We start from the raw sequence: 13,301 nt of genomic DNA on the forward strand, positions 1-13,301 counted from the left end.
GTGATCGACGGTGGCCAGCGCGTGCCGTTGGACGAAGCGCGACTGCAGGCGTTGGTCGAGTCGGCCTGCGCCGGCCTGGGCGAAGACGTGCGCCCCGATCCGATCCTGGCCGAGACGCGCCGCAACCTGTACGACGGCGTGCCGATCGACGAGGTCTACAAGGCCGCCATCCTGGCCGCCCGCACGCTGATCGAGCAAGACCCGGCCTACACCCGCGCCACCGCTCGCCTGCTGCTGCACACGATCCGCCGCGAGATCATCGGCGGCGAGGTGATGCAAGGCGAGATGGTCGCGAAGTACGCCGAGTACTTCCCGAAGTTCATCAAGAAGGGCGTCGAGGCCGAGCTGCTGGACGAGAAGCTGATGCAGTTCGACCTGGCCCGCCTGGGCGCCGCGTTGAACGCCGACCGCGACCTGCAGTTCGACTACCTCGGCCTGCAGACGCTGTACGACCGCTACTTCCTGCACATCGAAGAAACCCGCATCGAGATGCCGCAGGCTTTCTTCATGCGCGTCGCGATGGGCCTGGCACTGAACGAGATCGACCGCGAGACGCGCGCGATCGAGTTCTACAACGTGCTGTCGACCTTCGACTTCATGTCGTCGACGCCAACGCTGTTCAACGCCGGCACCCGTCGCTCGCAGCTGTCGTCTTGCTACCTGACGACGGTGGCCGACGACCTGGACGGCATCTATGAAGCGCTGAAAGAGAACGCGCTGCTGTCGAAGTTTGCCGGCGGCCTGGGCAACGACTGGACCAACGTCCGTGCGCTGGGCTCATACATCAAGGGCACCAACGGCAAGTCGCAAGGCGTGGTGCCGTTCCTGAAGGTGGTCAACGACACGGCTGTCGCAGTGAACCAGGGCGGCAAGCGCAAGGGCGCCGTCTGCGCCTACCTGGAAACCTGGCACCTGGACATCGAAGAGTTCCTCGAGCTGCGCAAGAACACCGGCGACGACCGCCGCCGCACGCACGACATGAACACCGCGAATTGGATTCCGGACCTGTTCATGCGCCGCGTGATGGAAGGTGCCGACTGGACGCTGTTCTCGCCGTCGACCTGCCCAGACCTGCACGACAAGATCGGCACCGAATTCGAGAAGGCCTACGTGGCCTATGAAGCCAAGGTCGACCGCGGCGAGATCAAGCTGTTCAAGCGCATGGCCGCCAAGGACCTGTGGCGCAAGATGCTCTCGATGCTGTTCGAGACCGGCCATCCCTGGATCACGTTCAAGGACGCCTGCAACGTGCGCTCGCCGCAGCAGCATGTGGGCGTCGTGCACTCGAGCAACCTGTGCACCGAGATCACGCTGAACACCGGCCCCGACGAGATCGCCGTCTGCAACCTCGGCTCGGTCAACCTGGCCCAGCATCTGAAGGATGGCCAGGTCGACCACGCCAAGCTGAAGGCCACGGTGGCCACGGCGATGCGCATGCTCGACAACGTCATCGACATCAATTACTACGCGGTCAAGAAGGCGCGCGACTCGAACCTGCGCCACCGCCCGGTCGGCCTGGGCGTGATGGGCTTCCAGGACGCGCTCTATCAACTGCGCACGCCTTACGCCAGCGAAGCCGCGGTCGAGTTCGCCGACCGCTCGATGGAAGCGGTGTGCTACTACGCCTACTGGGCCTCGACCGAGCTGGCCGCCGAGCGTGGCCGCTACTCGACCTACCGCGGCTCGCTGTGGGACCGCGGCATCCTGCCGATCGATTCGCTGAACCTGCTGGCTGAACAGCGCGGCGGTTATGTCGAGGTCGACCGCAGCACCAGCATGGACTGGGACGCGCTGCGCCAGCGCATCAGCACGCACGGCATGCGCAATAGCAACTGCGTGGCGATCGCGCCGACCGCGACGATCTCCAACATCATCGGTGTCGACGCGTCGATCGAGCCTTGCTTCGGCAACCTGTCGGTCAAGTCCAACTTGTCCGGCGAGTTCACCATCGTCAACGAGTACCTGGTGCGCGACCTGAAGAAGCTCGGCCTGTGGGACAGCGTGATGGTGATGGACCTCAAGCACTACGACGGTTCGCTGCGCCGCATCGACCGCGTGCCTGAGGAACTGAAGGCGCTGTACGCGACCGCGTTCGAGGTCGAGACGCAATGGCTGGTCGAAGCGGCCGCGCGTCGCCAGAAGTGGATCGACCAGGCCCAGTCGCTCAACATCTACATGGCTGGCGCCTCGGGCAAGAAGCTCGACGACACCTACAAGCTCGCGTGGCTGCGTGGTCTGAAGACCACCTACTACCTGCGCACGATGGGTGCGACGCACGCCGAGAAATCGACGGTCGCTGCGGGTCAGATGAACTCCGTGCCGAGCAGTGGTGGCATGAGCAGCGCGGCAAGCGCAGGCATGTCGACACTCGATGCAGTCGCGGCACAAGCGCAGGCGATGCTCGCTGCGCAACCAGCCACCGACATCAAGTTCTGCGGCGTCGACGACCCGACCTGCGAAGCCTGTCAGTGAGCTMACGCTGAAGCCTCGACGTGAAGGCTTCGCATCACATCGATCACACACGCGACATCACCATCGTGATGGCGCGTGTGTGTGATGCGAGCGAGCTTGTTGATGTGCTGCATGCGATGCACAGCTGCAACAACGACGAGGCTTCAATGTCAAGAAGTGCTTGGTGTTTGAACACAACACTCCGATAATCGCGACCCATAGGAAACATGCACATGCTGGTCTGGGAAGACGACCTCCGCGCCCCGCAGACACCTGCAAATCGCTTCACGCCCGAGCCCGCTTTCGAGCCTCGCGGCCTGCAGCCCGTGACCCCGTCACCTCTTCRAGTTGCTTCAGTGACCGCGACGACTTCGTTGTCGTCGACGGCGCCTTCGGTGACAGCTGCTGCATCCGACACCGTGCGTCATGACCGTCGTGTCAACGTCGCCGACAAGCGCATCATCAACGGCCAGACCGATGTGAATCAGCTGGTGCCGTTCAAGTACAAGTGGGCTTGGGAAAAGTACCTCGCCACTTGCGCGAACCACTGGATGCCGCAAGAGGTCAACATGTCGCGCGACATCGCGACGTGGAAGGATCCGAACGGTTTGACCGAAGACGAGCGCCGCATCATCAAGCGCAACCTCGGCTTCTTCGTCACTGCCGATTCGCTGGCCGCCAACAACATCGTGCTGGGCACGTACCGCCACGTGACCGCGCCCGAAGCTCGCCAGTTCCTGCTGCGCCAAGCCTTCGAAGAAGCGATCCACACGCACGCCTACCAGTACATCGTTGAATCGCTCGGGCTCGATGAGTCGGAGATCTTCAACGCGTACCACGAGGTCCAGTCGATCCGCGACAAGGACGAGTTCCTGATCCCGTTCATCGACGCGATCATGGACCCGCACTTCAAGACCGGCACGCCCGAAACCGACCAGACGCTGCTGAAGAGCCTGATCGTTTTCGCCTGCCTGATGGAAGGCCTCTTCTTCTACGTCGGCTTCACGCAGATCCTCGCGCTGGGTCGTCAGAACAAGATGACCGGTGCGGCCGAGCAGTACCAGTACATCCTGCGCGACGAGTCGATGCACTGCAACTTCGGCATCGACCTGATCAACCAGATCAAGCTCGAGAATCCGCACCTGTGGACGGCTGAGTTCAAGGCTGAGATCAAGGGCCTGTTCCAGAAGGCCGTCGAGCTCGAGTACCGCTACGCCGAAGACACCATGCCGCGCGGCGTGCTGGGTCTGAACGCATCGATGTTCAAGGGCTACCTGCGCTACATCGCCAACCGGCGTGCAACGCAGATCGGCCTCGAGGCGCTCTTCCCGAACGAGGAAAACCCGTTCCCGTGGATGAGCGAAATGATCGACCTGAAGAAGGAACGCAACTTTTTTGAGACCCGCGTCATCGAGTACCAATCCGGTGGCGCATTGAGCTGGGACTGACAGTTCACGGCGCCATCGAAGCGCCGGTGCTTTCGTCTCAGCAGTGTGAAAGATCAAGATCCTCGGCCCGCCAGCCTCGCCACCATGAAGCGAGGCGACGTGCCGACACCCCATTCACCGAATGGGGGGCAGCCTGAAACGGCCTTTAGACCGTGACAGGAGTGGCCCACAGCGGTGAATCGCCGTGCTGTATCTCGAGCAGCCCGGTGTTTTTTGCAACTTGATCAAGGAGATTGAAAATGGCAACTGCGAAGAAGGCTGCGGCTAAGAAGGCCCCGGCGAAGAAGGCTCCGGCGAAGAAGGCCGCCCCGGCGAAGAAGGCCGCGGCAAAGAAGGCCCCGGCCAAGAAGGCCGCTCCGGCCAAGAAGGCTGCCCCGGCGAAGAAGGCCGCGGTGAAGAAGCCGGTCGCGAAGAAGGCTGCACCGAAGCCGGTCGCGAAGAAGGCTGCTGCGAAGAAGGCTGCTCCGGCGAAGAAGGCCGCAGCGAAGAAGCCGGTCGCGAAGAAGGCTGCTGCGAAGCCGGCCGCGAAGAAGGCTGCTGCGAAGAAGGCGGCACCGGCGAAAAAGGCTGCTGCGGCGAAGAAGCCGGCTGCCAAGAAGCCGGCGGCAAAGAAGGCGGCGGCCAAGAAGCCCGCTGCCCCGACTGCCCCTGCTGCCCCTGCGGCCCCTGCAGCAAAAACGGCGCTGAGCCCTGCGGCCGCGTGGCCGTTCCCGACGGGCAACAAGCCCTGAGTGAAAAGGGGTGCCCTGGTGGTGCCCCGGTTTTGAACAAGCCCGGCTTCGGCCGGGCTTTTTCTTTTTTGGCATTCGCCGTCTGAGCACCGCTTGTCAAAGCAGCCCACCACCCGACGTGATGCACCTGCGATCGCCGACAAGGCCGAAGGAGGCAAGCTGCCCTGCCTTCGCGAAGCCGCTGCCGGGTTGTGCGTGCTGACCTTGGCGGTTCAGCCCAATGCGCGGCAGACCGAGATCGTCGGTCTGCTCGAAGGTGCCTTGYGGGTGAAGCTTGCGGCGCCGCCGATCGACGGACAAGCCAACGTGGCGCTCACGGCCTGGTTGGCAAAGGAGCTCGGCTTGGCCAAGCGCGCGGTGCGCTTGCGGCGCGGCGCGGTGGCGCGCCACAAGCAGGTCGAGATCGATGCGCCACTGGCGGCAGTGCACGCCTGGCTGACATCGAGGCTCAGCGACGCGGGCTGATCGAGCGCCGCGCCGCGTTGGGGCTTCAGGCGACGCCGAGGGCGTCGCGATCAACCTGGTGGTTCTGGCCGCCGCGTTGCGCGATCTTCAGTGCGCCCAGGCGGTTGCCCAGCTTCACGCAATCGACCAGCGACCAGCCGCGCTCCAGGCCGAACAGCAGTGCGCCGCGGAAGGCGTCGCCGCAGCCGGTCGGGTCCAGCACTTCGGTCGCCACGACACCCGGCACGTGTTCGCATCGACCCTGGACCCAGACGTCGCAACCCTCGGCGCCGAGCGTGACGATCACGCCCTTCAGGTGCGAGCGCGACAGGCTTTCGAGCGACTCGCCGGTGCGCTCACACAGCATGCGGCCTTCGTAGTCGTTGACCGCCACCCAGGTGGCTTGTGCGATGAAGGCCTTCAGCGCGTCGCCGTCGAACATCGGCAGGCCCTGGCCCGGGTCGAACACGAACGGGATCTTGGCCGCGGCCAGGTCACTGGCTCGGCGCAGCATCGCGTCGCGGCCATCGGGGCCGATGATCGCAATGCGGATGTCGTCGCGCTCGGGCAGGCCGATCAGATGGGCCTGCTGCATCGCACCGGGATGGAACGCGGTGATCTGGTTGTTGTCGGCGTCGGTGATGATCATCGCCTGCGCCGTGTAGGTGTCCTGCACTTGCAGCACTTGCTGGGTGTCGATGCCCAGTTGCCGCATGCGGTCGAGGTAGGCCTCGCCGTCGTTGCCGACCGCGGCCACCACCACCGCGTCACCGCCAAGTGCGGCCAGCGTGTAGGCGATGTTGCCGGCGCAACCGCCGAACTCGCGTCGCAGCGTGGGCACCAGGAACGACACGTTCAGGATGTGCACCTGTTCGGGCATGATCTGCTCGGCAAAGCGCCCGGGGAAGTTGGTGATGGTGTCGAAGGCGAGCGAGCCGCTGACGAGACAGGCCATGGTGATGTACCGGTGAAGTGATGAAACAAGGCGAGGCGACCGGGGCCGAGGTGTCGGCCCGGTCAGTGGACATTCAGRGGTAGAAGACTTCGACCGTGTAGCCGGCGACCTGGAATTCGCCGACAGCGAGCCGGGCATCGATGCGCCATTGGGCGTCGGGCGCGATCGACTCGCTGCGCGCGCCCAGGTCGTTGGGCAGCAGCACCTTGCGCGAGACGACGCGACCCAGCGCGTCGGTGAAGCTCACGTCCAGCGCCGGCGCACGCACGGGGTATTCGGCGGTGTTGTGCAGGTCGGCGGTGAAGCGCAGCACCTGCTCCTGGTCGGTGCGGGTCAGGTCGCTGGCGTCGAGCCGGATGCGTTCGATCGCGCGCGGCGCGCCGATCTTGCAGTGCAGCCAGTCGCAGCCGGCGTGCAAGGTGGGGGCCAGCGCCGGCACCTGTGCGGCCAGCGGCTCGCGGTAGTGGTAGCCGACCTGCGCGGCCAGCAGCCCCGACAGCGCCAGCGCCGCGGTGCCCAGCACCACACGCACCATCGGTCGGCGCCACAGCGCCGCACGCTCGGCCTGGCGAACGAACTCGGGCTTGCGGCGCTTGCGGTGCGCCTTGCCACTCTGGTGAGCCTGCGCGTGCGGCCCGTCGCCGTCGGCGCCATACGGCAGCTTGGACTTGCTTTTCTTGCCGCTGCGGCGCTTGTGCGTGGTGGTGCGTGCCCGGTCGGGCATCGGGCCGATGAAGCGCGAAGGCGTGGGGGCTTCGGCGTCTTCTTCTTCGACCACTGCATCGAACGCGGCAGCCGTGACGGTGTCGACCTCGTCGCTGAAGAAGTCGTTCGCTTCTATCGCTGGCGCGGGGGCGGGCGCCGATGCTTCGCGAACAGGCGCCGGCGCTGCCGGGGCAGCAAAGGAGGCGGCTCGCTGTGCAGGCGTCGGCGCCGCCGGTGTCGAATCGAACCGAAGGTCGGGCTCGTCGTCGGCTGCCGACAGGGGCGGCAACAACGAATGCCAATCGTCTTCCGGTACCGGCCCGGTGGCGACGATGCCGCCGAGGCTGTCGCCGTCGTCCAGCACCGTGAACGTTTCGACGTCGTTGAACGGGTCTTCGGGCGGCACCGTCGCCGGCGCCGTCGGGGCGAAGTCCGGTTGTTCTTCGGCGACGAATGCAGGCGGTGGGGCCACAGGAGGTGGCGCCGGTGGAGGCGGTKGCGGCGCGTAAGGTCTGTACTGTGGTTGTTCCGGGGGCGGCGGCGCGAAGGTGGCTGGCGGCGGGGCCGTCTCGCTGCCGGCTTCGACCGGCCCGCCCAAGTCGAACAGCRTCTCCAGCGCGTTGAAGACCTCCTGGCACTGGCCGCAGCGGACCCAGCCTTCGGACACGCGCAGCTGGTCCTGCAGCACGCGAAATACCGTGCTGCAGGCGGGGCAACGTGTGGCCAGGCTCATGCGGGGAATGATGCCATGGGGCTGGCGTGCTTCAGCCCGCGAACGTGGGGTTCGCGCGGTCGACGGCGGCCCACGTCAAGACGAGCGGCCGGGCCCGCCCATCAGGATCCAGCCATCCTCTTGGTCCAGCACTTGGATGTCGCACCAGGGCGCATAGGCCCGGATCAGTTCTTCCGCCTGCCGCTCGAGGATGCCGGCCAGCACCAGGTGGCCGCCGGGCTTCAGGTGGCTGCACAGCAGCGGCGCCAGCAGCTTCAACGGTGTGGCCAGGATGTTGGCCAGCACGATGTCGTACTGGCCCTGCGCCAGGTCGGCCAGGCCGGCTTGCAGCGTGACGCTGTTGGCCTTGGCGTTGTAGTTGGTCGACTCCACCGCGGCAGGATCGATGTCCAGCGCGTCCACCGCCCCTGCGCCATGCAACGCGGCACCGATCGCCAGGATGCCCGAGCCGCAGCCGTAGTCCAGCACGCGGGCGTTGGCCGTTTCAGCACCGTGCTGCGCGATCCAGCGCAGGCACATGCGGGTGGTCGGGTGGGTGCCGGTGCCGAAAGCCAGGCCCGGGTCGAGGCGGATCACGCGCTCGGCCGCGGCCGGCGGCTCATGCCAGCTCGGCACGATCCAGAAGCTGGGCGTGATCTCGACCGGCGCGAACTGCGACTGCGTCAGCCGCACCCAGTCCTGCTCTTGCACCTGCTGCAGGCTTTGCACGGCCAAGCCCTGGGCCCAGTCTTGTGCCAGCAGCAACGTCATCGCATCGGTGGCCGCGGCTTCGCTGTCGAACAGCGCCTTCAGCGTCGAGCGTTCCCAGCCGGGCTGCGGCGCTGGCATGCCAGGCTCGCCAAACAGCGCGCGCTCGGCATCGGTGTCGGCATCGGCGTCTTCGACCGACACGGACAATGAGCCCAGCTCGTCCATCAGCGCGTCGGACACCGGCTCCACCAGCGCTTGTGGCGCGCTCAGGCTCAATTCATACGTGGCCACGTCAACTGCCTCTTATCAGCGCCTGTGCTCGGCCAGCCAGCCTTCCAGGTAGTGAATGCTGGTGCCGCCGGCGATGAAGTTGGCATCGACCATCAGCTCGCGGTGCAGCGGGATGTTGGTCTGGATGCCCTCGACCACCGTTTCCAGCAGGGCGGTGCGCATGCGCGCCAGTGCCTGCTCGCGGGTGTCGCCGTGGCAGATGATCTTGCCGATCATCGAGTCGTAGTTCGGCGGCACGAAGTAGTTGGTGTAGGCATGCGAATCAACGCGCACGCCCGGGCCGCCCGGCGCGTGCCACATCGTGATGCGGCCCGGCGACGGGAAGAACTTGTACGGGTCTTCSGCRTTGATGCGGCACTCGATCGCGTGGCCGCGCATCTCGATCTGGCGCTGCGTGAACGGCAGCTTCTCGCCGGCCGCGACGCGGATCTGCATCTGCACGATGTCGATGCCAGTCACGAGTTCGGTCACCGGGTGCTCGACCTGCACGCGGGTGTTCATCTCGATGAAGTAGAACTCGCCGTTCTCGTACAGGAACTCGAAGGTGCCCGCACCGCGGTAGCCAATCTTCTTGCAGGCGGCGGCGCAACGCTCGCCAACCTTTTCGATTACGCGGCGCGGAATGCCCGGCGCCGGCGCTTCTTCGATGATCTTCTGGTGGCGGCGCTGCATCGAGCAGTCACGCTCGCCCAGCCAGACGGCGTTCTTGTGCTCGTCGGCCAGGATCTGGATCTCCACATGGCGCGGGTTCTCGAGGAACTTCTCCATGTAGACGGCCGAGTTGTTGAACGCCGCACCGGCTTCGGCGCGGGTGGTTTGCACCGCGTGGATCAGCGCCGCTTCGGTGTGCACCACGCGCATGCCGCGCCCGCCACCGCCGCCGGCAGCCTTGATGATCACTGGGTAGCCCACCGCGCGGGCGATCTTGGTGATCTCCTTCGGGTCTTCGGGCAGCGCCCCTTCCGAGCCGGGCACGCACGGCACGCCAGACTTGATCATCGCCTGCTTGGCCGCGACCTTGTCGCCCATCGTGCGGATCGAGTCGGGCGTCGGGCCGATGAAGGTGAAGCCGCTTTGCTCGACGCGCTCGGCGAAGTCGGCGTTCTCGGACAAGAAGCCGTAGCCGGGGTGGATGGCTTCGGCGTCGGTCACCTCGGCGGTCGAGATGATCGCCGGCATGTTGAGGTAGCTCTGGCCGGACGGTGCCGGGCCGATACACACCGCTTCTTCGGCCAGGCGGACGTACTTGGCGTCACGGTCGGCTTCTGAATAGACCACGACGGCCTTGATGCCCATCTCGCGGCACGCGCGCTGGATCCGCAGGGCGATTTCGCCTCGGTTGGCGATGAGAATTTTCTTGAACATGGTGCCTCGGCTCAACCGCCCTGGCGGGCTGCGCCCACCTGGCAATTTGGTGATTCCTCACGTGCGCGGGCGCACATGAGGGCTCCCCCGCGCTGCGCGCGAACGCCTCGGTTGGCGATGAGAATTTTCTTGAACATGGTGCCTCGGCTCAATCGCCCTGGCGGGCTGCGCCCGCAGCGCAATCTGGTGATCGCTCACGTGCGTGGGCGCACATGAGCGCTCCCCCGCGCGGGGCGCGAACGCCTCGGTTGGCGATGAGAATCTTCTTGAACATGAGCAGCGACTGCTTACTCGATCACGAACAGTGGCTGGCCGAACTCGACCGCCTGGCCGTTCTGGACCAGCACCTGCGTGATCGTGCCGGCCTTGTCGGTTTCGATCTCGTTCATGATCTTCATGGCTTCGATGATGCAGACTGCATCACCTTCCTTGACGACAGTGCCCACCTCAGCCAGCGGCTTGCCGCCAGGGGTCGACGACACATAGAAGGTGCCGACCATCGGCGACTTGACGACGTGGCCGGTCGGCACGGCCGGCGCGGCTTCGGCGACCGGCGCCGCCACCGCCGTGGCCACCGGGGCCATTGCTTGCATCGGCTGCGGTGCCATCATCATCGGCGCCTGCCCGGCCATCACGGCGCCGCCGGACTTGACGATGCGAACCTTGCCGTCGGCCTCGGTGATTTCGAGTTCGGCGATGTTCGAGTCCGAGACCAGGTCGATCAGGGTCTTGAGCTTGCGAAGGTCCATGGGATCAGTCTCCAGCAGAGGTTTCGTCGCGGGCGTGGGGTGGAGGCGGGCCGAATCGGGTGCCTGGACCCGGCTCGGAGTGGCAGGCGGCGATCCCGCGCCGTTCAGCGCTGATCATCGGCGAACCACCATAGATTCCGCCCCAGAAGGTCAGGGCGCCCAACGCAGGTTGATTCGGCACGCGAAGGTCAAGAACAGGCATTCCTGGCTTGCTGTGCGGCTCCCAAAAGCCGCTGGCCGTTTTTAGAAGACGCGAACTTTACGCCTTTTGACCTCACTTAGAAGCAGCTAGGCTCAAAATAAAGTGGCATCAACCTATTGACAGGCCACGGGGTGGGTGGCAACTCTTTGTTACCGTCGTGCCCGCCCGGAACGCGCGATTTTCAGCTCGTTCGGGTCCAGCCGGCCAATTCATCGAACGTGGTCGACCCCAGTTTGCGGCGCACGGCCAAGCCGTCCGCACCGAATTGAACACTGAAAGGCAGGCCACCAGCCGGGTTGCCCAGCCGGCGGACCCAGCTCAAGCCCTCATTGCCGGCCAGCACGATCGGGAAGCTCACTGGCGTCTGTTTCAAAAAGCTCTGCACCGGCCCCGCCTGGTCGATCGCCACGCCCAGGACCTGCCAGCCCTGGCCGCCGAACTCACGCACGAAACGGTCCAGCTCCGGCATCTCTTTCACGCAGGGGGGGCACCAGGTCGCCCAGAAGTTGACCACCAGCGGCCGCCCGCGCAGCGACCGCAACGCCATGCCGGCGCCGGTGGGGGTGGGCAGCTCCAGTGCCCAGAAGTCCTCCAGCGCGTCGCTGCTGCCCGCGGATTCGGACCCACCGGACCCGCCGGATCCGCCGGTGGGGCCAGACCGCCAAGCACGCCAGCCCAGGCCAGCGGCCAGCGCCCCCGCGCCAGCCAGCACGAAAAGGCTTCGGCGAGCGATCGGGCTCATTGGGTGTCTCCCGGGGCATTGCCTGACTGGGCCAGGCGTTGCCGCAGTGCCGCAGCGTCGCCGCGCCAGGTCTGACCACGCGCGTCGGGCTTCAGTGCGCCCCGCAGGTCGTCGTGGTCGTGAACGATAAAGTGAACACTCACCATTTCTCCCAACTCCGGGCAACGGGCTTCGACGGACAACACCGTTTCTTCGTCGCCGGGATCGCTGTGGCTGTCGAAGACGATGCCCAGGTTCAGGAAACCGATCTCGGCCGCTTTCACGTCGTCGCAGTACAGGTCGATCAGCACCGCCGACAGCCGGGTCGCGGTGCCCCGCCAGACAGCCCCGCCCAGGTACGGCCGGAACTCAGCCAGCCGGTCCATCCAGCGCAGCGCCAGTTGGCGCAGTGCGGCCAGCTCCGCGGGCTGGGTGTCGGCATGAAACAGGGCGATGTGCTCGCGCACTGCGTCTTCCAACTGCTCGTTCGGCGGCAGCGCGGCGCCGCGGCCGGCTTGCGGGCCGAGGTCGCGCAGCGCCCGGCGCTTGGCGGCGGCGTAGTCGAGCCCTTCTTCCACCACCAGGCGGGCGGCGCGGGCGCAGAGTTCGGCAGTGAGTTCGTCGCTCGAGGGCATGGCTAGATGACAGTGGCTCAGGGCAGCTCGACGCCGCCCATGCGGGCCACGATGGTGCCAGCCCGGCCGTTGACATACGGCGAGCCGGGGTTCTTCTCGAAGCGCTTGGGCGCGGGCAGCATCACCGCCAGCCGTGCGGCGGGGTAGGCGCCCAACTGGGCCGCGTCGACATGGAAGTAGTGCCGCGCTGCGGCCTGCGCACCAAAAACGCCTTCACCCCATTCGACGCTGTTCAGGTAGATCTCCAGGATGCGGCGCTTGTCCAGCAGCGCTTCCAACACATAGGCCAGCACGATCTCCTGGCCCTTGCGCACGGCGGTGCGCTCGCCGGAGAGGAACAAGTTCTTCGCCAACTGCTGGGTGATCGTCGAGCCGCCGATGACCTTGGGCGTGGCCCGCGGGGCCGGCTTGGCGACCGGTTTGCCTGACTGGGCGCGCTTGGCCTCGCGCTTTTCCAGCTGTTCGTTGATGCGCTCGGCGCGCGCTTCGGCCTTCTGGTTCTTCTCGTAGGCCGCCTCGATCGCGTCCCACTCGACCCCGCTGTGGTCAAGGAAGCCAGCGTCTTCGCTGGCGATCACCGCGCGCTTCAGGTGGGGCGCGATGCGATCGTCGTCGACCCATTGCTGGCTCCACAGGACTTCGTGTTTTTCGTTCACCAGGCGCCAGATCTCGCTGCGCTGGAAACTGCTCGACTCCGGCGCGATGACCAGCATCAGCGCGATGCGGGCGACGAAATACAGCTGCAGCGCGATGCCGCACAGCACCATCAGCGTGAAGAGCCGACCCAGCGCCCGCAGTGCAGCGCTCATGGCTTGGCGGCCTCGTGCGCCAGCTGCTCGCGCAGCGTCGCCAGCACCGGGGCGGTGGCGGGGCGCACACCGCGCCACAGCGCGAAGGCTTCTGCCGCTTGCTCGACCAGCATGCCCAGGCCGTCGCGTGAGCGGGCGCCGTGTGCCTCGGCCCAGCGCAAGAAGCCGGCCGCGGCGGGCCCGTACATCAGGTCGACGACCAGGGAGCCCTCGCGCAACACGCTGTCGGGCACCGGCACCGCGTCGCCGGCCAGGCTGCTGGCGCTCGCGTTGAGCACCATGTCGAAGCGGCTGCCGGCATCCGCCAGGCCGCTGGCGCGCAGCCTCGCGTCGTGTGCGCCTGCCAGCGCCTGATGCCGATCGCATAAGGCC

At 66.2% G+C, this 13,301-nt stretch carries 12 protein-coding genes and 1 pseudogene; 4 read left to right on the forward strand and 9 right to left on the reverse strand.

Going from position 1 to position 13,301, the window contains the following annotated elements; translation table 11 throughout:
* The 4 genes from AC1DYI_RS14175 to AC1DYI_RS14190 all read left to right on the forward strand — a co-directional run.
* Nucleotides 1-2,472, forward strand: a 2,472-nt coding sequence (locus tag AC1DYI_RS14175; RefSeq protein ID WP_477204765.1) for a ribonucleoside-diphosphate reductase subunit alpha, incomplete at its 5' end; no start/stop codon positions are given.
* A 212-nt stretch (nucleotides 2,473-2,684) separates the two neighbouring features.
* Nucleotides 2,685-3,899, forward strand: coding sequence for a ribonucleotide-diphosphate reductase subunit beta (locus AC1DYI_RS14180; protein WP_477204766.1), 1,215 nt, complete (start codon nucleotides 2,685-2,687; stop codon nucleotides 3,897-3,899).
* A 239-nt stretch (nucleotides 3,900-4,138) separates the two neighbouring features.
* A complete protein-coding gene (locus AC1DYI_RS14185; RefSeq protein WP_477204767.1) occupies nucleotides 4,139-4,630 on the forward strand; it encodes a histone H1-like DNA-binding protein in 492 nt (163 codons plus the stop codon).
* A gap of 93 nt (nucleotides 4,631-4,723) precedes the next feature.
* Entirely contained in the window at nucleotides 4,724-5,095 is a 372-nt protein-coding gene (locus AC1DYI_RS14190) for a DUF167 domain-containing protein (RefSeq protein ID WP_477204768.1), read from the forward strand.
* Nucleotides 5,096-5,120: 25 nt separating this feature from the next.
* Here the strand turns inward: AC1DYI_RS14190 and AC1DYI_RS14195 are convergent, their stop codons facing one another.
* The 9 genes and pseudogenes from AC1DYI_RS14195 to aroE form a co-directional block, all read right to left on the reverse strand.
* Nucleotides 5,121-6,029, reverse strand: a complete 909-nt coding sequence (locus AC1DYI_RS14195) for a carbohydrate kinase family protein (protein ID WP_477204769.1) — start codon at nucleotides 6,027-6,029, stop codon at nucleotides 5,121-5,123.
* A 73-nt stretch (nucleotides 6,030-6,102) separates the two neighbouring features.
* Entirely contained in the window at nucleotides 6,103-7,467 is a 1,365-nt protein-coding gene (locus AC1DYI_RS14200) for a zinc-ribbon and DUF3426 domain-containing protein (protein WP_477204770.1), read from the reverse strand.
* 75 nt (nucleotides 7,468-7,542) lie between these two features.
* Nucleotides 7,543-8,382 carry a 50S ribosomal protein L11 methyltransferase gene (gene prmA, locus AC1DYI_RS14205; protein ID WP_477204776.1) on the reverse strand — a complete coding sequence of 280 codons (840 nt, stop codon included), beginning with the start codon at nucleotides 8,380-8,382 and terminating at the stop codon, nucleotides 7,543-7,545.
* Nucleotides 8,383-8,463: 81 nt separating this feature from the next.
* Nucleotides 8,464-9,813 carry an acetyl-CoA carboxylase biotin carboxylase subunit gene (gene accC / locus AC1DYI_RS14210; RefSeq protein WP_477204771.1) on the reverse strand — a complete coding sequence of 450 codons (1,350 nt, stop codon included), beginning with the start codon at nucleotides 9,811-9,813 and terminating at the stop codon, nucleotides 8,464-8,466.
* A gap of 287 nt (nucleotides 9,814-10,100) precedes the next feature.
* Entirely contained in the window at nucleotides 10,101-10,562 is a 462-nt protein-coding gene (accB, locus tag AC1DYI_RS14215) for an acetyl-CoA carboxylase biotin carboxyl carrier protein (RefSeq protein ID WP_477204772.1), read from the reverse strand.
* A gap of 383 nt (nucleotides 10,563-10,945) precedes the next feature.
* Nucleotides 10,946-11,506, reverse strand: a complete 561-nt coding sequence (locus AC1DYI_RS14220; RefSeq protein ID WP_477204773.1) for a TlpA disulfide reductase family protein — start codon at nucleotides 11,504-11,506, stop codon at nucleotides 10,946-10,948.
* Nucleotides 11,503-12,120 (reverse strand): hypothetical protein, encoded by a 618-nt coding sequence (locus tag AC1DYI_RS14225; RefSeq protein WP_477204774.1) that lies wholly within the window; start codon nucleotides 12,118-12,120, stop codon nucleotides 11,503-11,505. The genes AC1DYI_RS14220 and AC1DYI_RS14225 overlap by 4 nt, the downstream gene beginning before the upstream one ends.
* A 17-nt stretch (nucleotides 12,121-12,137) precedes the next feature.
* Complete coding sequence (locus AC1DYI_RS14230) at nucleotides 12,138-12,929, reverse strand: transglycosylase domain-containing protein (RefSeq protein WP_477204775.1); 792 nt, start codon at nucleotides 12,927-12,929, stop codon at nucleotides 12,138-12,140.
* A pseudogene (aroE, locus tag AC1DYI_RS14235) lies at nucleotides 12,926-13,301 on the reverse strand (shikimate dehydrogenase); the annotation flags it as partial. The gene AC1DYI_RS14230 and the pseudogene aroE, both read right to left, overlap by 4 nt.

This window comes from Ideonella sp. P3_A4 (assembly GCF_056403075.1).

Bases quoted from the DNA above. Each gene is read 5' to 3' on its own strand.
- AC1DYI_RS14230 (WP_477204775.1), bottom strand. From the start codon at position 12,929: ATGAGCGCTGCACTGCGGGCGCTGGGTCGGCTCTTCACGCTGATGGTG.
- prmA (WP_477204776.1), bottom strand. From the start codon at position 8,382: ATGGACGAGCTGGGCTCATTGTCCGTGTCGGTCGAAGACGCCGATGCC.
- AC1DYI_RS14225 (WP_477204774.1), bottom strand. From the start codon at position 12,120: ATGCCCTCGAGCGACGAACTCACTGCCGAACTCTGCGCCCGCGCCGCC.
- AC1DYI_RS14195 (WP_477204769.1), bottom strand. From the start codon at position 6,029: ATGGCCTGTCTCGTCAGCGGCTCGCTCGCCTTCGACACCATCACCAAC.
- AC1DYI_RS14220 (WP_477204773.1), bottom strand. From the start codon at position 11,506: ATGAGCCCGATCGCTCGCCGAAGCCTTTTCGTGCTGGCTGGCGCGGGG.
- accB (WP_477204772.1), bottom strand. From the start codon at position 10,562: ATGGACCTTCGCAAGCTCAAGACCCTGATCGACCTGGTCTCGGACTCG.
- AC1DYI_RS14185 (WP_477204767.1), top strand. From the start codon at position 4,139: ATGGCAACTGCGAAGAAGGCTGCGGCTAAGAAGGCCCCGGCGAAGAAG.